The 21,453-nt window shown below is 63.5% G+C and carries 21 protein-coding genes; 9 read left to right on the top strand and 12 right to left on the bottom strand.

The window, feature by feature from the left end; all coding sequences use genetic code 11:
- Positions 1-127 precede the first annotated feature (127 nt).
- Entirely contained in the window at positions 128-973 is an 846-nt protein-coding gene (locus tag C6A77_RS25545; RefSeq protein WP_161959688.1) for a hypothetical protein, read from the top strand.
- A 207-nt stretch (positions 974-1,180) separates the two neighbouring features.
- Here C6A77_RS25545 and C6A77_RS22320 read toward each other — a convergent pair whose 3' ends face one another.
- The 7 genes from C6A77_RS22320 to C6A77_RS22290 form a co-directional block, all read right to left on the bottom strand.
- Positions 1,181-1,768 (bottom strand): nucleosidase, encoded by a 588-nt coding sequence (locus tag C6A77_RS22320; protein WP_114171420.1) that lies wholly within the window; start codon positions 1,766-1,768, stop codon positions 1,181-1,183.
- A 70-nt stretch (positions 1,769-1,838) separates the two neighbouring features.
- Entirely contained in the window at positions 1,839-2,945 is a 1,107-nt protein-coding gene (locus tag C6A77_RS22315; RefSeq protein ID WP_114171418.1) for a carboxylate-amine ligase, read from the bottom strand.
- A gap of 6 nt (positions 2,946-2,951) precedes the next feature.
- On the bottom strand, positions 2,952-3,905 hold the full coding sequence (locus C6A77_RS22310; RefSeq protein WP_114171417.1) for a class I SAM-dependent methyltransferase: 954 nt from the start codon (positions 3,903-3,905) through the stop codon (positions 2,952-2,954).
- A complete protein-coding gene (locus C6A77_RS22305) occupies positions 3,905-5,239 on the bottom strand; it encodes an iron-containing redox enzyme family protein (protein WP_114171416.1) in 1,335 nt (444 codons plus the stop codon). The genes C6A77_RS22310 and C6A77_RS22305 overlap by 1 nt, the downstream gene beginning before the upstream one ends.
- Positions 5,240-5,260: 21 nt before the next feature.
- Positions 5,261-5,458 carry a hypothetical protein gene (locus C6A77_RS22300; protein WP_114171415.1) on the bottom strand — a complete coding sequence of 66 codons (198 nt, stop codon included), beginning with the start codon at positions 5,456-5,458 and terminating at the stop codon, positions 5,261-5,263.
- 61 nt (positions 5,459-5,519) lie between these two features.
- Positions 5,520-5,693, bottom strand: a complete 174-nt coding sequence (locus C6A77_RS22295) for a KGG domain-containing protein (RefSeq protein ID WP_114171414.1) — start codon at positions 5,691-5,693, stop codon at positions 5,520-5,522.
- Between the two features lie 262 nt (positions 5,694-5,955).
- Positions 5,956-6,819 carry a Dyp-type peroxidase gene (locus C6A77_RS22290; RefSeq protein ID WP_114171413.1) on the bottom strand — a complete coding sequence of 288 codons (864 nt, stop codon included), beginning with the start codon at positions 6,817-6,819 and terminating at the stop codon, positions 5,956-5,958.
- A 185-nt stretch (positions 6,820-7,004) separates the two neighbouring features.
- Between C6A77_RS22290 and C6A77_RS22285 the strand changes: the two genes are divergently transcribed.
- The gene (locus C6A77_RS22285; protein ID WP_114171412.1) at positions 7,005-7,898 is read left to right on the top strand and encodes a bile acid:sodium symporter family protein; all 894 of its coding nucleotides are present in this window, start codon (positions 7,005-7,007) and stop codon (positions 7,896-7,898) included.
- Positions 7,899-7,914: 16 nt separating this feature from the next.
- On the opposite strand, the gene C6A77_RS22280 is transcribed toward C6A77_RS22285, so the two are convergent.
- Positions 7,915-8,379, bottom strand: coding sequence for a sterol desaturase family protein (locus C6A77_RS22280; protein WP_114171411.1), 465 nt, complete (start codon positions 8,377-8,379; stop codon positions 7,915-7,917).
- A 135-nt stretch (positions 8,380-8,514) separates the two neighbouring features.
- Between C6A77_RS22280 and C6A77_RS22275 the strand changes: the two genes are divergently transcribed.
- Complete coding sequence (locus C6A77_RS22275) at positions 8,515-9,024, top strand: GNAT family N-acetyltransferase (RefSeq protein WP_114171410.1); 510 nt, start codon at positions 8,515-8,517, stop codon at positions 9,022-9,024.
- Between the two features lie 180 nt (positions 9,025-9,204).
- Here C6A77_RS22275 and C6A77_RS22270 read toward each other — a convergent pair whose 3' ends face one another.
- On the bottom strand, positions 9,205-10,773 hold the full coding sequence (locus tag C6A77_RS22270) for a sensor domain-containing diguanylate cyclase (RefSeq protein WP_114171409.1): 1,569 nt from the start codon (positions 10,771-10,773) through the stop codon (positions 9,205-9,207).
- A gap of 177 nt (positions 10,774-10,950) precedes the next feature.
- Here C6A77_RS22270 and C6A77_RS22265 point away from each other — a divergent pair, with 177 nt between their 5' ends.
- Both C6A77_RS22265 and C6A77_RS22260 read left to right on the top strand, forming a co-directional pair.
- Positions 10,951-11,451: a DUF4142 domain-containing protein gene (locus C6A77_RS22265; RefSeq protein WP_114171408.1), complete on the top strand. Its 501-nt coding sequence runs from the start codon at positions 10,951-10,953 to the stop codon at positions 11,449-11,451.
- Positions 11,452-11,459: 8 nt separating this feature from the next.
- Positions 11,460-11,711: a hypothetical protein gene (locus C6A77_RS22260; RefSeq protein ID WP_114171407.1), complete on the top strand. Its 252-nt coding sequence runs from the start codon at positions 11,460-11,462 to the stop codon at positions 11,709-11,711.
- 66 nt (positions 11,712-11,777) lie between these two features.
- On the opposite strand, the gene C6A77_RS25755 is transcribed toward C6A77_RS22260, so the two are convergent.
- The gene (locus C6A77_RS25755) at positions 11,778-11,948 is read right to left on the bottom strand and encodes a DUF6021 family protein (RefSeq protein WP_164497676.1); all 171 of its coding nucleotides are present in this window, start codon (positions 11,946-11,948) and stop codon (positions 11,778-11,780) included.
- A gap of 56 nt (positions 11,949-12,004) precedes the next feature.
- Positions 12,005-12,991 carry a DNA-binding protein gene (locus C6A77_RS22255; RefSeq protein ID WP_114171406.1) on the bottom strand — a complete coding sequence of 329 codons (987 nt, stop codon included), beginning with the start codon at positions 12,989-12,991 and terminating at the stop codon, positions 12,005-12,007.
- Positions 12,992-13,392: 401 nt separating this feature from the next.
- On the opposite strand from C6A77_RS22255, the gene C6A77_RS22250 reads away from it, so the two are divergent.
- The 3 genes from C6A77_RS22250 to C6A77_RS22240 are packed head-to-tail and all read left to right on the top strand — an operon-like array spanning position 13,393 to position 16,049.
- The gene (locus C6A77_RS22250) at positions 13,393-14,562 is read left to right on the top strand and encodes a PD-(D/E)XK nuclease family protein (protein ID WP_114171405.1); all 1,170 of its coding nucleotides are present in this window, start codon (positions 13,393-13,395) and stop codon (positions 14,560-14,562) included.
- Positions 14,563-14,610: 48 nt separating this feature from the next.
- A complete protein-coding gene (locus C6A77_RS22245; protein WP_114171404.1) occupies positions 14,611-15,426 on the top strand; it encodes a hypothetical protein in 816 nt (271 codons plus the stop codon).
- 5 nt (positions 15,427-15,431) lie between these two features.
- A complete protein-coding gene (locus C6A77_RS22240) occupies positions 15,432-16,049 on the top strand; it encodes a hypothetical protein (RefSeq protein ID WP_114171423.1) in 618 nt (205 codons plus the stop codon).
- A gap of 175 nt (positions 16,050-16,224) precedes the next feature.
- Here C6A77_RS22240 and codA read toward each other — a convergent pair whose 3' ends face one another.
- Complete coding sequence (gene codA, locus C6A77_RS22235; RefSeq protein WP_114171403.1) at positions 16,225-17,466, bottom strand: cytosine deaminase; 1,242 nt, start codon at positions 17,464-17,466, stop codon at positions 16,225-16,227.
- Between the two features lie 282 nt (positions 17,467-17,748).
- Between codA and C6A77_RS22230 the strand changes: the two genes are divergently transcribed.
- Complete coding sequence (locus C6A77_RS22230; RefSeq protein WP_114171402.1) at positions 17,749-21,141, top strand: Ig-like domain-containing protein; 3,393 nt, start codon at positions 17,749-17,751, stop codon at positions 21,139-21,141.
- The last annotated feature ends 312 nt before the right edge of the window (positions 21,142-21,453 follow it).

Here is a 21,453-nt window from a genome sequence, read left to right as displayed (position 1 = left end):
CCCCCCCTTCCGCCGCTTGTCGCCCTCTCCCCCCCCCCCCCCCCCGTGTTTTTTTTTTTTTCTCTCCCCCCCCCCCTCCTCTGTTTTGGGGGGGGCCCCCCCCCCTACCCGCTGGTGCAGGCTAATTGTGCGCTTCGACCGCATCGACATCGGGCGCATCCGGTGCATCCGGCGCGTCCGGTGCGTCAGCCACATCGTCCCTGGCAGCATTCCTCGCGGCATCGCGGGCGGCGTCGGCATCGACTTTGGCGGCATCGCGGGCCGCATCGGCGGCAGCCCTGGCGGTATCTCTGGCTGCATCCGCGCTGGCCTTGGCGGCGTCGCGCGCTGCGTCGGCCGCCGCCCTGGCCGCATCCCGCTGTGCATCTGCGCCGACTACCCCAGCCGCTTTGGCAGCGTCCCGCGCGGCATCTGCCTGCGCTCGGGCGGTGTCTCTGGCCGTATCGGCAGCCGCTCTTGCCGCATCCCTGGCAGCATCCGCCTCAGCTCGGGCTGCGTCTCTGGCCGCATCAGCATCGTTTCGGGCGGCGTCCCTGGCGTCTGCCGCGTCGTTGTCGTTGTCGTTGTCGTCGCCATTGTCGTGGTCATGCCCATCGCCTGGGCCTCTGCCGGCCGTACCGCCATGGTCGCCATCGCCGCCACCCGGGCCTCCGTGTCCGCCAGCGCCATCGCCACCTTGGCCGCTACCCCCGCCAGAGCCGCCGTGGCCACCTCCGTGACCGCCGCCGCCAGAGCCGCCGCTGCCACCTCCGTGACCGCCGCCGCCAGAGCCGCCGCTGCCACCTCCGTGACCGCCGCCGCCAGAACCACCGCTTCCGCCTCCATGACCGCCGCCACCGGAGCCGCCGCCACCGTGACCTCCTCCGCCGCCACTGCCGCCGTCTTTGGCATACACGCTGGCAAAACTACCGACGTAATCGGGCACCAGAACGGTCGAAGCCGACAGCACGCCGCCGATGGCCAGGGCCAGTAAACATTTCTTGAGCAACATGATGCACCTCCGCTTGGAGTTGCGTTGTCATGTCCGTATCGAACGCAATGACCAGTGAGTTCGCAGCCGCCGACAGGGCGGCCAGCCAACCAGTGCATGTGCGCCAGCTGGCATCGTTGCGTGGGAATTATTCCCACAGGCCCAGCTTAATACGGCTTTGCTCAAGCCAGCCGCGCCATCGACCAGCGGTCACACCTGGCTGAACAACACGCGTCTGAATGCCTCGGCGGCGAGGTGCACCTGCACCGCCCAGTCCTGCGCCGCGTCGCTGCCGGCATCATCGGAAATGTACTTCAGGCACACGAAGGGGATGCCTTCATCGCGCGCGATCAGCGCCAGCACGTAAGCCTCCATGTCGACCACGTCATAGGGTGCATCGCCGTGGTTGATCTCGAAGCTGTCGCCGCTGCCACAGGTTTCCACGGCCAGCCCGGGAATCTGCGCACCGTGCTCCAGCACCACCGGGGTATCCGACAACGGTGTCTGGTAACGGGCGAAACCCAGCGGGGTGACGTCCATGTCGCGCTGCACGAAGCGGCTGCAGCACACCACCTCGCCCTTGCCGTGGCGCTGGCTGCCGGCCGAGCCGAGGTTGACGATCAGGCGTGGTCGGCGCGTGCCGATGGCCTTGGTCAGGGCGATGGCGGCATTGACCTTGCCGATGCCGGTGAACAGCGTGTTGACGTCGGCGAACACCTCGCCAGCCTCGGCTTCGAGGGCGAAGACGAACAGCGTGTCGTCCAGGGAAATATCCGGGAATTGCTTGATCAGCATCATGGAGCAGGGGGTTCCGATTGGCTGCAAAAGAGTGGCGGCGAAAGGCGCGGCCATTTTCGGTCAACCCCGGTTAATTGCAAGCCCCCGCGGCCACTACGGCCTGCATGGCCTGTGCACTGCCCAGGCCGGCGGCTTGGGCCTGGGCCAGGCATTGCAGTTGCTGGTCGGCGTGGGTGCCGTCGCGCAGCAGCTGGCGGGCATGCTCGAAAGCACGTTCGGCATCTGCGCTGTCGAGCGGAAACTGCTCCTGCAACTGCGCCAGCCAACCTTCGGCGGTCACCGGCTGTTGCTCGTGCACACCGATGAACGTGCCCTGGCGCCCGTGGCGCATGGCGCGCCAGTAGTTTTCCTGGGCCACCCAGCGCAGCTCGCGGTTGCTGGTCGCAAGGTCATGTCGGTAACAGACGCTGTGTTCGACCAGGTGCCGAAACAGGGCGGCGATGCACAGCGCGTCTTCCAGCCGCGGGCAGCCGTCACAGATGCGCAATTCCACGGTCGGGTAGCGTCGCGACGGGCGAATCGCCCACCAGAAGTCGCCATCCGGCGCCAGCGAGCCGGTACGTTGCAGCAAAGCACGGTAGCGTTCGTACGCATTCCAGTCCGGCAAAGGCTCAGGCAAGCCCATATGCGGCCATTCCCCGCAGATGACCCGTCGATAGCTCATGTAGCCAGTGCTCTGCCCCGCCCACAACGGCGATGAAGTACTCAGCACCAGCAACAACGGCAGCCAGCCCACCAGGCGGTTTATCAGCTGCATGCGATCGCAGCCCGGCGGTACGCCAACGTGTACATGCAGGCCGTTGACCAGGCTGCGCCGCGCCACATGCCGATAGTCGTCGAACAACTGCCGGTAATGCGCTGCGGCAGCAGGTTTCTGCCGCAGCCAGGCGGTGTTGGGATGGCTGGCGGCGCCGTACAGGCCCATGCCTTCTTCGGCCAGCGCAGTACGCAGCCGCTGGCGGCTGTGCTGGAAGAACTCACGCGCCTCGAACAGGTTGGCAAACACCGGCGAAGCCACTTCGATCTGGCTGCGGAACATTTCCTGGGCGAAATACTCGCCCACGGCCTCCCGGCACCGCCCGATCACGTTTGGCGACGGCGTGGCCGGCACCTGCCCCGTGCCCAGGTTCACCAACAGGTATTCTTCCTCGATGCCGAACGTGCAGGGTTGCGCCATGCTGCCTCAGCCGTTGCGGGTGACGGTAAGGACGACTGCAGCGATGCGCTCGACCTGCTCGTAGCCGCGCTCGTCCAGTTGCTCGCCGAACACGTCCGGGTCCATTTCGCGATAGACCCACGACCATTCAGGCCCCGCCAGCCTCAGGCGCACGGCCTCGAGCAGGGCGTCCCGGCCTTCGCTGATCGCCACGCCGGTATACAACAACAGCGAACCCCCGGGGCTCAGCCGCTCGCAGGCTTGCTCGACGATCCGCAACGACAGCGCGGCGCCGAGCGAACCGCCGCCATGCCGATAGGTGCGCTCGCCCGCATCCAGCATGTACGGCGGGTTGGCAACGATCAGGTCGAAGCGGCCGGTAATGCCGTCGAGCACATCACTGGGTTCCACGGACACGTTGCTCAGGCCCGCCAACGCCGCGTTGATCGCGGTGTAACGCAGCGCCAGCGGGTTGATATCCACCGCGCTGACCTGGGCATGCGGCACGGCCTGGGCAATCAGCAACGCCCCTACACCGGTGCCGCAACCGATATCCACGGCATGCTCGACGCGCTTCGGCGTGCGTTGCAGGTGGTCATGAATAACCTGGGCGAAACGGTAGCTGTCCGGGCCGAAGAACACCGCGTCGGCCGCCTCGGTGGGGTACGCCGAATGCACCAGCAGCAAGCTCTCCAGGGTAGCCCAGCGCACATGGCTGGCCAGCAACTCGCCGCGCTCGTGCAGCACCTGGGCTCGGCGCAGCTGCTCCAGTTCGTCGGCGGACAGCAACGACGCCGGGAACGGTCGGCTCCAGCCGAAGACATCGCGCAACGTCCTGGCCCGTTCGGCGCCTGGCCGCGCGTTCACCCGGGCGTGGGTCGCCGGGGTGACGCAGGTGAAGCGGTAGCCGTCGGCGCGCAGGCGCTTGCCCAGTTGCAGCAACGCCTGGTCGGCCTGGGTCTGTTGGGGGTCAAGCAGCATCAGCGGGGTTCCTCCTGCATCAGGCCGGTGGCGCGCAGGTAGCGCTGGGTGGCCAGCAAACCTTCCGGGGTCGCATGCTGGTTGCCGGACATGCGCTCGATCAATGTCTCGATGTCGGCATCCTGCGCGGCGGGCGCCGGCGCTTCGTCCAGCTGCAGCGGTGCTTCCCAGCTGCCAGGCCGCACGCGTCGGCTGGCGGCTTGCCAGCCCGCCGCGATCCAGTCGTGCCAGAGCTGTTTCTCGTACGCGGTGAAAACGCCGTACATGGGCGCCGATGGGCCTTCGATCAGCCCCCACCAGCGGCTGTTGTCCGGCGCCTCGCCGCGGCGGATCCAGCCTTGCGCCTGCAGGGCCTGGAGAAATGCCGGCATGGCCCCGGGCTCGGCCAGCCATTGGTTGACGGTGCGCTTTTGCAGGCGGCAATGGTCGGAGTGCATGAACTGGCCGAAATGGCGCTTGTGCTCCAGTGCCGACAGCAGCTCGGTTTCAAGATCGAAACTGCTGATCAGGCTGGGCGTATCCAGCCCCAGGTCGTTCAGCCGGTAACCCCGGCGCACCCGCTGATAGAACCCGCCCGGATCGTCCGCCGGGCACAGCTGGCGCAGCGCCTGGATGGACAGGTGGGCATGCCCGCTGGCGGCATTGTCGATGGTCACGTGCAGCTGGAAGTAGTGGCCATCGATGCCCAGTTCGGCCAGTTCGTAGGTAGTGATCAGCAAATGCAGCGGCGGCTGTTCGTAGCCCAGGTTGTAGCCGATCACTTCGGCCAGGCAGTCTTCGCCGTGCTGGCCGAGCGCGAGCTGCAAGGCGCCCTGCAGGTAGCGTTGCGCGTCCAGCGCAGGTTGCTCGAGGCAACCCAGCCGGCTCAGCAGGCGTTGATAGATCAGCACATGGTTGCAGCGCGGGTCGCCGCCGCCGAGCTCTTCGAGGTAGGTGCGGATCAGGCCGTGGTAACGCGGGTCGCCCCAGTGCCGCAAGGTGCTGTGCAGCCAGGCGCCATCCACGGCCTTGGTCGGCGCGACTTGCTGCAGAAACCACAGCGCCTGGGCGCGGGTGGCGAAGTAGCGCCGTGGCGCGCCCTGGCGCCGCTGCTCGAGGTACCTGGCATAGGCGTCGGCGACCTGGGCTGCGTGGCGGGCGCTCCAGGTTTCCAGCTGCGCGGGGTCGTCAGGCAGGTCGTCGGGTAGCTCCTGGGCCAACGCCAGCTGCTCGTGCAACCACGCACCGCTCGTGTCATCGCGGCCTTCGAGCAAGGCCTGGTAACGCTCGCTCAGGCTTGGCCCAGTTGCCGAAGCCGGTATTACCGGGTCGGTCTTGCGGGTCATGACCGTCATGCCGTATTCCTTGTGCGCGGTTTATTGGCTGGGTTTCTGCCCGGGCATCGGCTCAGGGTCCGGCGCGGGCTGGGCGGCAGGCTTGTCGCCAGGTTGCTGCATTTGCAGCGAAGGTTTGCTTGGGTCGGCATCTTTTGCCGGGTGGTCGTTGTCGCGGTCGAAACAGCCGCCCACCAAGGTGAGGGTGCCCAGCAGGGCCAGCAGAGGGATCGTTCGCATGGGGGGTCTCCTTCTGTGCAAAATCGCAGTGCCAGGTCGGCCCGGCACTGCGTAGCCTCACTTACGAACGGCCGCCCTTGCGGCCCGATTCGCTGGTGCGGCCGCCACCGGAATGCTGGCCGCCCTTGCGCCCAGCTTCGGAGGCTTTCTCGCGGTCATTGGCAAAGTTGCCCGGGTTCTTGTTACCGCCCTGGCTGCCTTGATTGCCGGAACGGCTGTTCTCTTTGTTGGCCATGGTCTTAAACCTCATATGACTTCGGAATGCACAGCATTAGCTGCCGTACACCTGTTCGGAGTTCGGTCATATCGGGGGATTCGGTTTATTGCCAAGTGTTCGGACCAGCGGCATTAAATAAGCGCAACGGCCATATTTGGCGCGCTTGGCACTGGCGCGGCGTGCTAACCACAGCGGGCTGCAGTGGGCGCGGCCCAGGCCAGGGTAGCCTGGGCGGCGGGGGCAACGGCTGGCGCGCAGGCCAGCGTTGCAGGTCCGCTGATCAGGCCTGCAGCAGCAGGCTCAGGTCGACCCCGTACTCGTTCATCGGCGGGCACCAGTAGTAACCGCCACTCAGCGGCCGGCTGAAGCGGTACAGGCCATCGATGATGCCGTCCTCCAGGCCGCTCATGCGCCGCAGCTGCACTTCGAAGGCATCCAGGCTATGGCCCAGGGCGACGAAGGCCAGACCGGCACCACGCTGGTCGGCCCAGGATACCGAACGGCGGACCATGAACGCTTCAGGGGCGAAACTTTCCTGGGCCGTACGCTTGACGTGCGCGGACTCGGGAGCGTCGTCGAGCTCTTCGTTATCGCTCAGGCGGCGGCCGATGATGTTGTCCTGGTCGGCCTGCGGCAGCGACTTGAAGTAGGCCAGGTCGTGCTTCCACAGCTGGAACGCGGCAAAGCTGGAACCGTCGGCGGCAATCGCCGCCTGCACCGCGTCTGCATCCACCGGGTTTTCCGTGCCGTCTTCATAGCCGGTGAGGTCATGGCCGCCGTGGTGCAGGAAACCGTCGACGCTATCGGCCAGGCGCAAGGCCGGTGCCAGCAACAGCTCCAGGGCCTGGGCACGCAGCAGCAGGTCGCCGCGCTGGTTGCCGCGCAACCACAACCACAGGGCGTGTTGGGTGCTGGGGTTTTCCACCGCGGCGTCCAGTTGCGGGAAGGCGCGCAAACCCGGTACTTCACGGCCCGATGCTTTGACCAGCGGGGCGCCGATGCCGAGGATCAGCTGTTCGCCATCGACCTGCGGCAGCAAGGCATCCAGGACGGCTGGCAGCGCTTCGGGCGTTTGCAGGGTGAAAAACAGGTGACGGGCGTGGGCCGGCACCGGGGTGGCAAGCAGACCTTGCTGGAACGGCATGACAGGCTAATCCTTGGTTGAAAGCGGGAATGCTACTGCGCCTGCCAGCCTGCTGCAACGCGGCACGCAGCCGCGTTGGCCGCAGCGCTTGGTAACAATCGGTTACCAAGTGCTGGCGCTTTGCAATTAGCTATCAATCAAGGCCGACCTACACTGCTCGGGATCCTTCGTCCGAGACCTCGCCCATGACCGCCTCGCCCTTGCTTACTGCCGTTCTGCCGCTGGCCCTGGGCATCATCATGCTCGGCCTCGGGCTATCGCTGACCCTGGCCGATTTCGCCCGCGTGGTGAAGTACCCCAAGCCGGTGGTAGTGGGCCTGACCTGCCAGATTCTGCTGTTGCCGCTGGTGTGCTTCCTGATCGCCAACGGCTTTGGCCTGGAATCGGCCCTGGCGGTCGGGCTGATGCTGCTGGCGGCCTCGCCGGGCGGCACCACGGCCAACCTGTTCAGCCACCTGGCGCACGGCGACGTGGCGTTGAACATCACCCTCACCGCGGTCAACTCGCTGATCGCGATCCTGACCATGCCGCTGCTGGTGAACCTGTCGCTGAGCTGGTTCATGGCGTCGGACCAGGCCATCCCGCTGCAATTCGCCAAGGTGCTGCAGGTGTTCGCCATTGTCCTGCTGCCGGTGGCGCTGGGCATGCTGATTCGCCGCTGGGCACCGGCTTTTGCCGCACGCATGGAAAAGCCGATGAAGCTGGTGGCTGCGCTGTTCCTGGCGTTCACCATCGTGCTGGCGTTGGCCAAGGACTGGCAGACCGTGGTCGCCTACGCGCCGCTGGTGGGCCTGGCCGCCTTGCTGTTCAACCTGCTGAGCCTGGCGGTCGGCTACTGGGTACCGCGCCTGCTGAACATTCCCAAACGCCAGGCGATTGCCATCGGCATGGAGATCGGCATCCACAACGGCACCCTGGCGATCGCCCTGGCCCTGAGCCCTTCCCTGCTGAACAACGCCACCATGGCGGTGCCGGCGGCGCTGTACAGCCTGATCATGTTCTTCACCGCAGCGGGGTTTGGCTGGTGGGTGAGCCGTGGCCAGGTGGCGGCCCAGCCCAAAGGTGAAACGGTAAATTGAAGGGCGGCCTGCGCCTCTATTGCTTGCGCTTGTGCCGCAACTGCTGTTTCAACACCTGCAACGGCGGTGCATAGAAAAACCCGTACGACACACCGCCGGTGCGCCCCTTCACCGCATGGTGCAAGCGGTGCGCCCGGTGCAGGCGCTTGAGGTAACGGTTGACCGGCCGTGGCTTGCGTGGCCAGTGCCGGTGAAACAGGCCGTCGTGGGCCACCACATACAGCATGCCGTACCCCGCCACCCCGCCGCCCACCCACTGCAACGGCGCATGACCGCTCTTGCCCAACGCCACCAGCAACGCGGCGATCAGGCCCAGGGCCACCAGGTACAGGTCATTGGTTTCGAGCATGCCCAGTTGCGGCTCATGGTGCGAGCGGTGCAACCACCAGCCCCAGCCATGCATGATGTATTTGTGAGCCAGCGTACCAACGCCCTCCATGGCCACCAGGGTGCCGAACAGCACGGCGAGATTGAACAGCATGGGACAGTCCGGGTGATGGCGAAGGAAGGCGCAAGGGTACCGATTGCCTGGGTTTTTTTCCATTTAACTGTGATCGGCTGCAAGCCCCTGGCAGATGCGGCAGACTAGCCGGCTCCACTTGAAAAGGACCGACTCATGCACCTGCGCCCTACCCTTGAGCGCGACATTCAATGGCTGCCGGAGGTCGAGCGCTCGGCGGCCCAGGCCTTTGCCAGCTTGCCGACACTGGCCTGGTTGGCGCGGGCCGAGGTAATGGACGCCGAGGCACACCGGGCATTCGTCGCTGCCGGGGGTAGCTGGGTAGTCGAAGACCAGGAGGGCCGCCTACTCGGGTTTGCCTGTGCCCGGGTCGAGGATCAGGCGCTGCACCTTCATGAAATTTCCGTGCGCCGGGAAGCGCAGGGCCAAGGGATCGGACAAAGGTTGCTGCAACAGGTGGCACATGCGGCACGCCAGGCTGGGGTGCGGGAGCTGACCTTGACCACCTTTGCCGATGTGCCGTGGAACGCGCCGTTCTATGCACGGTTCGGCTTCGAGGTGGTTGATGAGCGGTGCTTGACCGCGCGGTTGCGGGGCATTCTGGCCGGGGAGCTTGCCCATGGCTTGACGGGGCGCTGCGCGATGCGTCTTTGCGTTCGGGCTTAAGCCCTGGGGCTGCTCTGAGCCGCTGCGCAGCCCTGTGGGAGCGGGCAAGCCCGCGAAGCAGGCGACGCGGTGGATGGCACGGGCTTCGCCCGTGTTCGCGGGCACGCCCGCTCCCACAGGGATCGCGCCAGTATTCAAAAATTTGAGCAGGACGGTTGCTCCCACAGGGATCGCAGCAGCCTACTGATCCACCCCCGCCACCATGCTGCCCGCCACACAATAGCCATCCCGTCCCTGGCGCTTGGCCTGATACAGGGCCGCATCCGCCGCTGCCATCAGGCTTTCGGCGGTAACCGCTTCCCGCGCCAGGTCACCCACCGCTATCCCGGCACTGCACGACACCCGCCCCAGCGGGCTGCCAGCGTGTTCCAGCGCCTGCCGGCGCAAAATATGCTGCACCTCCTGGACCAACATCTCCGCCCCGCTGGCGTCGGTATCGGGCAGCAACAGGGTGAACTCCTCGCCGCCATAACGCACCGCCAGATCAGCCGGCCGCTTCAGCGCCTGCTGCAGCACCTCGGCAATACGCCGCAGGCACTGGTCGCCTTGCAAGTGGCCGTAGCGGTCGTTGTAGGCCTTGAAATAGTCGAGGTCGAGCATCACCAGCGCCAGCGGGTAGCCCTGGCGTCGCGCCCGGCGCAGCTCCGGTTCGAACACCGCATCCAGCCGCCGGCGGTTACCCAGGCCGGTCAGGCTGTCGGTCAAGGCCAGCGACTTGAGGGTCTGGTGCGCCTGGTGCAGGGCCCGTTCGATGACGATGCGCCCGCGCAACTGGCGCAGCACCACGCCACCGAAGGCTGCCAGCCCCACCAGCAACAACAGCAGCACCGATACCGACTTGATCGCATCAAGCCGCCAGGGCGCGACGATCGACTCCCTCGACAAGCCTGCCTCCACCACCAATGGGTAGCTGGCCAGCGCGCGATAGCCATACAGCCGTGGCGTACCGTCCACCACCGCCACCGCCTCGGCCACCCCTTCCGTCGAATACGGCAAGTGGTTGCGGAAGATCTCGCTCTTGCTCAGGTTGCCCCCCACCACCTGCTCGACGAACGGCCGCCGGACCAGAATGGTGCCGTCACGCTTGGCCAGCACCAGCGCGCCGCGTTCGTCGATCTTGAAGTCGCCGTAGTAACGGACGAACCAATCGACCTTGATGGTGCCCAGCAGCACCCCGGCGAAACTGCCATCGGCATATTGCAGGCGGCGTGAAATGGGGATGATCAGGTCGCCGGTGGAGCGGCTGCGCACCACCGAGCCGATATGCACGCCGCGCTCGGCATGGGTGCGGTGGTAGATGAAGTAGTCGCGGTCGGCGTTGTTGGCATTGGGCGGGACGGCGGACTGGTCGGTGACGATCCAGCTGCCGTCAGGGCCGTACACGAACAACCCGTGCAGCTGCGGCATGATGCCTTTCTGCTGCGCCAGCAAGGCATGCAGACGCGGCCGGTCGATGTGCTCGAAGCCGTCACCTTCCAGGCGCTCGGCCAGGGCAGCGGTAATGGCGTCCACCTGGCGGATGGCGTCTTCGGCATGTTGCGCCGTGGCCCTGGCCAGGTTGCTGACCATGTTCTCGGCGTTGTCGAAGGCCGCCCGGTAGTCGCGCCAGATGCGCCAGCCTTCAACCACCACGAAGGCCAGCATCACCACCAGCATGAACGCCAGCACCAGGCGGAACAGCGCCACGGCGCGGCCCTCGCCGGTTACTGCGAAGAGCCCCTCGTCATCCTGTTTCCTGGCTGCGCACATTGAATTCCCTGACTACACCGCGTTCGCCGGCTTCACTATAGTTCAGCACGGCATAGTTCAGCACGACATAGTTCAGCACGACCCGCACGCATCCGGCAAAAAATTTAAACCTTTGCCCCGTCTTCACCCTCAACCGTACGCGACACTGAGGTCGCGCCACGGTTTAAGGAGTGAGGCATGAGCAATCTCTTCATCAAGCGCGTCGGTTTTTCCATGGTATTGGGCCTGGCTTCGGTACACGCAATGGCGGCGAGTTCCGATGACTTCGTCGAGGCGGCCACCGAGGCCGGCATTGCCGAAATCGTCACCGGCAAGCTGGCCCAGGAAAAAAGCCAGAATACCGAGATCAAGACCTTCGCCCAGCAAATGGTCACCGACCACACCCAGGCCAACCAGAAACTCGGCGACATCGCCCGCAAGCTGGATATCTCGGTGCCAGATGAAGCAGCGGTCACCGACAAGGTCAAGAAAATGATCCTGGAATGGCGTGAGGAGTCGTTTGACAAGTCCTACGTCAACAACCAGGTCGATGCCCACGAAAAGGCGGTGGAACTGTTCAAGAAAGAAGCCGCTTCGTCGGACAAGGCTGAGCTGAAAGCGTTTGCCAGCGAAACCCTGCCCAAGCTCGAAAAACATCTGGAGCACGCCAAGGCGCTTCAGGCCAAGCACGGCAAGTGAGGCCCGCCATGAGTAACGATGCTTTGAAAGCTGAAGTGCTGACCCGCCTGCTGCATGCGCACCCCCAGGGGCTGGGCAAGGAAGTGCTGGACAACTACCGCGGCGAGAAGGCGGTGGCCGGTATGCTCAAGACGCTGCAGGAAGCCGGCTTGATTCAGGATGGCAGCGTGGCGGTGGACAGCGACCACCACATCAGCGTGAACTATCCGATCAAGCTTTCGGCGGCCGGCGTGGAAGCGGCCAGGCAGGCAGAAACCTGAAATCGGCCTTGTGTCGCGAAGGGCTGCGTGGCCCTTTCGCGGCGCAAGACGTTACCTAAGGTGGGTTCAGCTGCTTTTTTCGACGTCCCGGGGCGGTTTGGCCGGCCCCTGCGGGTCGACTTGTGGATCATCGACATCGGGTGAATCAGGATCGAAACCCAGGTCATCCGGTTTATCCGCCTGCTCGGCCGAATGCGGCCCTTGCGGATGTCTGCTTGGCGGTTGTGATTCAGGCATGGTGCTGTCTCCGGTGAGTGTTCTAGGGAAGAAAGCACCGGCCCGGAAAAGTTTGATTATTCTGTCGGCGCCGGCAGCTGCGCCTGGCACAGGGCCAGTGCCTCGTCACGCGCCTTCAACTGTTCCTCGAGCTGTTGCAGCTGGCGAGCCTGCTCTGCGCACAGGTCGCGCCTGGCCTCCAGGCTCTGCGCTTGTACATCCAACTGCCGCCGCATCTCCTCGCTGGCCCCCTGCGCCTGGGCGAGAATGGTGCGCAAACCCTGGATTTGCGCATCGCGCTGTTCCAGCAACTCATCCTTCGCCTTGCAGGCGCCAGCGGCCTGGCGATGTTCGCCCAGCAAGCGCTCGTTGTCGCGGTGCAGGCGGGTCAGTTCGTCCTGCTTGACGATCAGGCCCTGCTGCAGCTGGCGCACTTCCACCTGCACCTGTTGCAGTTGCGCTTCGTGGCGGCGCTGCTCGTGTTCACGCTGTTCGCGGCTGGCGTTGCGGTAATGCTCCAGCGCATCGCGGGCGTGGCGGTGTTTGTCTTCCAGCGACTTGATCTGCTCGTCCTTGTCGGCCAGGCGTAGCTGCAACTCGCCCAGCGACTGGTTGAGGCTGGCACTGCGCAGCTGTTCGGCCTGCAGCGTGCTTTGCGTGGACAGCAGCTTTTCCGATTCGGCGGCCAGCGCGGCCCCATCGATCTGATGCTGCTGATGCGCCGCAGCCAGCGCCTGACGGGCCTGCGCCAGCTGCGCTTCGAGCTGTTCGCGCTGCTGGGTGAAGGTGCTTTCGGCCTGTTCGATCTTCAGGTCGGCCTCATCCTGCAGCTGGGTCGCCAGTTGCCCGACCATCCGCCCCAGTACCTCGCTCAGCGCCATGCCGCCCGCCGCCGCCACCGGCTGCTGGCCGTTCAGCTCTTTCAGGTAGCGGTGGATGGTGGTCTTGGAGCCGGTGTTGCCCAGCTCGATGCGAATGGCATCGATGCTGGGATTCTCGCCACGGGCAATCAGCGCCTGACGCGCCTGCTGCACTACCACCTTGTTAATGCCACCCCGGGCCATGCTCGCTCCTACGATTTCGTACTGTTTTATGTACCATGTAATTGCATACCAATTATGCGGAAGCACGGCCTCACCTGCAAACGTTTCCTCAGGTGGAATAATCACGGCTTATCGCATGTGATGGCAGCTGAAAACGCAGTTCACATCGCAGTGGGTCAGAGAGGCCTCGCCTGCAGATCGTGCCGCTGGTCCTCACGGCCTGCCACGCCAGAAACCATGGTCAGCGATAAACAGCTGCCCAACCACTGCACTACTACAATGCTGGCCATTTGCCTCAAGGCGCGGCAGAATTCTGCAGCGTGCTCTGCTCCAGAAGACATTCACCGTCACTCGCACAAATGACATATTCGTCAACGCAGGCAAGACGAACTGCACAAGCCTCATTTATAGAGAAAACAGACATGGACGCCCTTGAACATCTATCAGCAATGCCCGCATCTGCAGCGTTTAATAACCTCGCGGGGTATTCCAAGTCTTTTGATCTTTTCAAAGCCATGGGTGTGAGCACAAAGGAACTGGTCCACTCGAACATCATTGCTTCGCTCTTGAATGAGCGGGAATCCCATGGGATGGGCAGCGCCTTCAGAGACGATTATGTAAGGTCGCTTCTAGGCTGCCGTTGTGAGCGCAATCCCCTCCCGGAAGCCGTACTTTCAAGCACTGCTGGCGTGCGCGCGAACGTGATGCGGGAACTTGAACATATCGATATCTTGCTCGATTACCCGTCCCTTAAACTGGTGATCGCGATCGAAAACAAGATATGGGCCTTGGACCAGAGCCGTCAGGTCGCCCGCTACCAAGAAGCGTTGCTGGACCTTTTTCCCCACTATACCCATAGGGCACTGGTGTACCTGACGCCCAAAGGCCGAGCGTCTCCGACAATCGATCCAGACTCTCCGACCCCGGTCTACTACCAATCCTATGGACAACTGGCCGGGCTGCTACGTCAGCAGACGAGCGTAGATCCGAAAGCCCTCCCGTTTATCCTTCAATTCATTACTCACATTGAGAAGACCATGTCTGGAAACTCCGAGCTCAAAGAGCTGTGCTGGGAGATATTCCAGCAAAATGAAGAGGCGTATCGTCATATCCACGACCATTTCGCTTATTGCCAGAATCGCAAACTACAAGAACGCTTCGAATGGCTGGAAACCGAGGTTAAAACCGCGCCCATGTTTGCCGACTGGGCCGGCAGGATCGAAACGAGGCCGATCCGTAATTTCGACAAAAAGCGGTATGACCTGGATGTGAGGGTAAAAGAATGGCCCGACGGTCTCTGGATCAAACTTTACAAGCACACCTGGCTCGGTGTTTTTCCTTACTTCCTCGCCGCTGATACCAGCGAGCTGGCAAGACACCTACCCGACTTCACCTCAAACCCGCGGGAGGTTCCTGACTGGGCTGGGCATTATGTGGCCTCAAGCGGCTACCAGATTAAACATGAACGGTGCATTTTTGACCTGGGTGACAGGGCAACGGATGCGCATTACAACCAGGCGCTGAGCAGAATCAGAGACTGCCTTGAAGAGATCGACCTGGCTCTAGAGACTACCTTGGCGGGATCGCGCTGATGCTCTTCTCGCACGGTAAGACCCTTGCCGATTCAAGCTGGAGATAACATGCTCGCTGCAATACTGAACGGAAAGCGCCGAGGTAGCGGCATTGAAGGTAAGCATTCAAGCCTAGGAGATGCCACCGGGGCGGAAGACATCCTTACCGCCACCATAGTCGAGCGACTGATTTATCTGCCCGAATCTGTGCGTGATAGCTTTTTTGCTCAACTCCTGGGGCCAGACAGATCAATTGGCATCTTGGAGGATTTCGAGTTCTGGCCATCCTGGTGGCTTGACGGACGGCGTGTCGAACCCGATGTGGTGCTGTACGGGTCAGAGCGTACGCTGCTGATTGAAGCCAAGCGCCACGACGATCTCCAACAGCAGTACGCTGTACAGCTGGCAAATGAGTTGCGGGCTGGTTGGGCAGGCAAACATTTGGGTGAAGGCTCGATACTCCTGACCATTGGCGGCCTTCAAAATTACACGCAGAAAAGCACCTCTGAGCTGGAATCCCAAATTGATAGAGAACTGTCCGGGGCAGGCTCAGATTACGAGTTGGCGTGCTGCAGTTGGTATCAGCTGTTCCAAGCTCTAGAGGCAGCGATTTCCAACGCATCGACGGACTCATCGCCAGGTCTTCAGCGTCTGCTGGATGATATTGCCGCCGCTTATGAATGGCATGGGCTGCGTATTCTTCCCCGGCGTTGGCTGGGTCAACTGGCCCCGGTATCGATCGACTCCACGCGCTCTCCTGTTTTCGTGCCCGGCCCCATTACCGCCAAGCGAGTCCCAAGCCGTATAGCCACATCCCGTTTCCTATCAGACCTTTCTGCCCCTTCTATTCAAACTACCCAATTCCCCATTGCATGTTGGAGCTGACTAACTTGACCACTGCAACCTCGATCACCAGCGCGCTTCTAGATGTGCGCAAGGCCTATCGCCTCCTGGCGGATTATCAACAGCGGATTCTTGAGCTGCTGGGCTTTATCCGTGAGGAGCTGGGCGCCGATTACTACCTTCAGATACCGCGAAATCGTGTGCCCCGGAGCCTGGATGGGCTTGAGGTCAGCAACAGCGCAGGGCAACGCTTTCTGCCGTTCAACGACATTTCCGTGCTATGGCTTCGTAACAGCGGCCAGGAAGATCCCGTGCATTGCCATGAGAAAGGTGATCTGTTGTTCGATGTTTGGGTCCGAAACGACACGGGCAATGGTGAAGACGCCGAAGAAGCATCAAACGTCGAGAACAGCCGAAGCGAGTTGCGCATCTATATTTTTCAATGCGTGGAACCCCACAAAGGCCCTTACAACTGGCGTAGCCAGATCTGGGACCTATCGTACTATCCAGCGACGGGAGAGGTGCTCGAATGTGACGGCAATCCTGGCTATCGTGCCTACGCAGAGACTTTGGACTTATCTGTATGCACCGATGAGAACGCCATCCGAACGGCCTTGAACGGGCTGAGAAAGCGCGCGTCAGAGAAGCTTGATCAGCAAATTTGATTGCTGAGCTTGGGCTGACTGAACCCGACCCTCCCGATTTTCTCCGTTGAAGCCGAAACGTACAAGGTCGGAAGGGCTGCGGTCACGCAAAACATCAGCAAGATGCTAGCTGAATGAACGTACCGCAAAATCCCCACGGCCTTATCAACAAGTTCTTCAATGAGTGCAGTAAGGTTCAGCTGTAACGTTCGACCTTGGCAGGCGTCCTGCGCATCAGCACCTTGCCGTTGCGCAGCGACACCAGCGCATGCCCCTGGCTGCGCACCATCTCGTAATCGTCGGGCGCCGACAGCAGCAGCAGGTTCGCCGGCCGCCCCACTTCGATACCGTAGCGCTCGCCCAGGTTCAGGGTGCGGGCACTGTTGTCGGTGATCAGGTCCAGGCAGCGTTGCAGGTCCTCGTAGCCAAGCATGTGGCAGATATGCAAGCCGGCCTCGAGAATGCGCAGGATGTTGCCGTTGCCCAGCGGGTACCACGGGTCGACGATGGAGTCCTGGCCAAAGCACACATTCATGCCGGCCCGGTCGAGCTCAGCCACGCGGGTCACGCCGCGGCGTTTCGGGTAATTGTCGAAACGCCCTTGCAGGTGAATGCTCTCGGTCGGGCACGAGACGAAATTGATCCCCGACAGTTTGAGCAGGCGAAACAGCTTGGAGCAGTAGGCATTGTCGTACGAGCCCATGGCCACGGTATGGCTGGCGGTGACCTGGGCGCCCATGCCACGCACCCGCGCTTCTTCGGCCAGTACTTCGAGAAAGCGTGACTGCGGGTCGTCGGTTTCATCGCAATGCACATCCACCAGGCAGCCGGTACGCTCGGCCAGCTCCATCAGGAACTTCACCGAGGATACGCCCTGGTCGCGGGTGTTCTCGAAATGCGGAATGCCGCCGACCACATCGGCCCCAATGGCCACCGCCTCGGTCATCAACGCCCGGCCGTTGGCGTACGACTCGATGCCTTCCTGGGGGAACGCGACGATCTGCAGGTCGAGCAGCTCGCGCACTTCGTCACGCACCTCGACCATGGCCTTGAGTGCGGTGAGGGTCGGGTCGGTGACATCGACATGGGTGCGCACGTGCTGAATGCCATGGTCGACCAGCATGCCGATGGTCTTTTTCGCGCGGCGCTTGATGTCGTCATGGGTGGTGATCGCCTTGCGTTCGGCCCAGCGCTCGATGCCCTCGAACAGCGTGCCGCTCATGTTCCACTGTGGTTCGCCGGCGGTCAGCGTGGCGTCGAGGTGAATGTGCGGTTCGACGAAAGGGGCCACCACCAGGTTCTGCCCGGCGTCGAGGTCATCGGCCGCGCGCGGCGCCACCGTTTCCGCCTGGGGCGCGATGGCGGCGATGCGCGCGCCGTTCAGTTCGATGCGGAACAGGCCGGGCTTGCCGCGCAGGCGTGCGTTGAGGATGTTCATGCTGCTTCTCCCTGGGCTTGGCTCATGGCCCTGCGGGCATCATGGCCGAAGCCAAGTGGTATTTGCTACTGCCCCAACCATTGGGCAATGGGTGACCCACTACTGGGGGGCCTCACCCATTCTTGACGCCCCGGTATTTGGTGAACATCAGGCGCCACAACGACTTGATTGAAAACGCATTCCTCGAAGTCGGGTTGGCATAGCCGTTGCTCAAGCCCCAGAAACGGGCAAAACGCCATTGATGGCCGTAAGCCACGCGGCCGTGAGCGAGGCACCAGGCAAATGAAAACATCCGCCGTGATCCACCCTGCGAGGCCTGCATTCCAGCTGTCCACTCTCACTGCGCTGATGTTCGGCGTGGGCTTGGTCACGGTCAATGCCGCCCCCCTCGACGACAACAGCATGCCGCCGCCGACCGACCCTTCGGCCTATAGCAACCAGCCAGCCGACCCGACCCAGGCCTTGCTCGACCTGTACAGCATGCCGCCGGCCAACCAGGGCTCGTTGGAGCTGACCGGTGGCGGCTACGGCGACCGTGCCACGGTAAGTGCCAACAACGTATTGCCACCTGCCCTGCAAACCGACAACAAGTACCCCACCAACGGCAAGCCCAGCCCGCTGTTCGGGGCGCTGCCGTTTACCCAGCAGTTGTTGCTGTTCGAAGAATTCGGCACGGAGAAACTCGACCCCACGTTGCCGCCGCCGGCGCTGACCTTTCCGGTGCCCACCCTGGGCGCCGCACCGACGCAGGACCCCAATGTGGTGGCCCGCAGCGGCCCCAGTGGCACGGCCCTGGAAGCGTTCCTCAAGCAGCCCGGCCTTTACCCGTTCCCGACGCAGTACTCCAACGTGCTCGATCGCAACCCGTGGAAAGCGCAAATCGAGATGTTCCTCAACCGCCAGCCGGTCGGCTCGCCGGCTGAAGGCCGGCCACCAGGAAAGGGTTGGTCGCACCAGCGCTGGAACGAGTTCTACCCGCAGGCGGGGTTCAAGACCGCCCAGGCCGGTGCACGCATCAACCAGGGCCTGCGCGACCGCAAGCAACTGCACAACTATGCGGTGGGCGAGTTCGCCCCGGGCGGCCTGTATTACCAGACCTCCGATATCCCCACCACTGTCGGCACCACCAAGGGCATCGACACCCGTTTTCACCCGCGGATGCCGCTGCAGAACCACAAGTCGGTCTGGACCTTCGACGGCACTTTCCCGCCCAAGCTGCTGATGGCGCGCTATGGCCAGCCGATCCTGATGCGCCATTACAACGCGCTGCCGATCGACCCTTCGGCGAACAACGGCTTTGGCCTGCACACCCTCTCCACCCACGAGCACAACGGCCACTCGCCGGCCGAGAGCGACGGCTATGCCAACGCCTATTTCTTCCCCGGTCAGTACTATGACTACCGGTGGCCGTTGCAGCTGGCCGGCTACGACACCATCAACACCCGCGCCCAGGACCCACGGGCGGCGTTCCCCTGCGCGCCGGGTGAAACCCTGTTCGTCAATGACGCCTCGCCAGGGCTGAAAACCTGCCAGAACGGCAGCATCAAGATTCGTGGCGACTGGCGCGAGACCATGAGCACCCACTGGTTCCACGACCACATGCTGGATTTCACGGCGCAGAACGTCTACAAGGGCAACGCCGTGATGATGAACTACTACAGCGCCCTGGATCGCGGCAACGAAGCATTGCAGGATGGCGTCAACCTGCGCTTGCCCAGCGGCTCGGGGCTGGCGTGGGGCAACCGCGACTATGACGTCAACCTGGTGATTGCCGACAAGGCCTGGGATGCCAACGGCCAGCTGTGGTTCAACCCGTTCAATACCGACGGCTTCCTCGGTGACCAGATCCTGGTCAACTGGCAGTACCGGCCGATCCTCAAGGTGCGTGCGCGCAGCTACCGCTTCCGCATCCTCAACGGTTCGGTGTCGCGCTACTTCAAGCTTGCCGTGGTCCGCGAAATTGCCGGTACCAGTGGCGAATTCCCCGGCCCGGCGGGTTCCAACGTGTCGTTCGCGCGCGTGCCGTTCCACCTGATCGCCAATGACGGCAACATCATGGAGCACAGCGTGCCGTTCGACGGCACCCTGGACCTCAACGGCGACGGCAACCTGCAGGACAACAATGGCATCCTGCCGCTGCAAGGCATCGCCGAGCGCTACGACATCATCATCAATTTCGCCAAGAACGGCATCAAGGTCGGCGACAAGCTGTACTTCGTCAACCTCGAAGAGCACCAGAGCGGCAAGGGCCCGGAAGGCGCGATTGCGCTGGCCGACGTGCTGTCGGAAAAATACAAGGCAGTGATCAAGCAGACCAGCAAAGGGCCGCGCTGGGAAAACGGCGACCCGACCATCGGCAAGTTCCTGCAACTTGTGGTGCAGCCCTACAGCGGCCAAGACCTGAGCATGAACCCGGCCGCCTACGAGCCGGCCAAACCCGGCAAGCCCGCCGGGCTGAAGATGCTGCCGCTGCCGATCGACCGCAACTCGGCCACCGACCAGGCCCTGCTCAAGGCAGCCCGGCACCGCGAATTCATTTTCGGTCGCTCTGATGGTACCGACACCCAGCCGTGGACCATCAAGACCGACGGCAGCTTCGGCTACAGCATGGACCCCCGGCGGATCAACGCTGCGCCGCAACTGGCCCAGCAGTCCACCGACGGCGGCTTCAGCGGCGACGGCACCCTGGAAGTATGGAAAATTATCAATGGCGGCAATGGCTGGAGCCATCCGGTGCATGTGCATTTCGAGGAAGGCGTGGTGCTCAGCCGTGACGGCAAAGCGCCGCCGGAGTGGGAAAAATGGGCGCGCAAGGATGTCTATCGCATCGGGCCGGATGCCGACTCGTCGGAGGAAGTGGAAGTGGCCATCCGCTTCCGCGAGTTTGCCGGTACCTACATGGAACACTGCCACAACACCCAGCACGAGGACTCATCGATGCTGCTGCGCTGGGACCTGGAGCACCCTGGCCAGTTCCAGGTGATGCCGACCCCGCTGCCGGGCTGGGATGGCGTGGAGTACGTGGCTTCGGTAGGGCTGCCGACCTTCCGCACCGATAACCGTGGGGACCAGGACCCGGCCAACAAACCACCGGTGGCGGCCAATGACAGCGCGGCCACCACCGCCGGCAAGCCGATCACCCTGAACGTGCTGGCCAACGACAGCGACCCGGAGGGCAACCTGCCGCTGACCGTGGTCGGCCTCAGCCAGCCGGACTCAGGCCAGGGCAACGCCAGCACCGACGGCACCAGGGTGACCTACACCCCGCCGGCCACGGTGGCTACGCCGTTTACCGCGCGTTTCAACTACACCGCACGTGACGCCAAGGGCGCCGAATCGCTGGTGCCGGCAACGGTCAGCATCGCCGTGGGCGCGGCGGCGGCGATCGACCAGATCCAGGTCACCAGCGCCACGGTGCAGGTGCTCAGCAGCAACCGCTTCACCTGGGAAGTTGCCGGGACTACTACGGTGGCGACAGGCAACAGCATCAGTGTGACGGCGGCGACCACGGGCGGGCCGGTGAACCTGGGCAATGCCACCCTGACTGCCACGGGCAGCGGTGCCAGCTGGCGGTTGCTGGTGACCACCAGCGGCTACGGCCCGGCGACCCCGGCGACGGTGACCGTGAAGTCCGCGCTGGGGCAGAGCGTGACCGCGCCAGTCCGGTACAAGTGAGGTAAAGCGGGCCGCTCTGCGGCCCATCGCCGGCAAGCCGGCTCCCACAGGGTTGCGCATGGCTTGAGAGCGCTTCGGTCGGTTTGAGGTAAAGCGGGCCGCTCTGCGGCCCATCGCCGGCAAGTCGGCTCCCACAGGGGCTGTGCATGGCTTGAGTGCGCTGCGGTCGGTTTGAGGTAAAGCGGGCCGCCCTGGGGCCCATCGCCGGCAAGCCAGCTCCCACGGGGGCTGCGCATGGCTTGAGGGCGCTGCGGTCGGTTTGAGATAAAGCGGGCCGCCCTGCGGCCCATCGCCGGCAAGCCAGCTCCCACA

The sequence above is a fragment of the Pseudomonas sp. AFG_SD02_1510_Pfu_092 genome (assembly GCF_003331055.1).
Classification (GTDB): Bacteria; Pseudomonadota; Gammaproteobacteria; order Pseudomonadales; family Pseudomonadaceae; genus Aquipseudomonas.
Note: the sequence above shows the minus strand (reverse complement) of the source record. Positions and strands in the feature narration are given on the sequence as shown.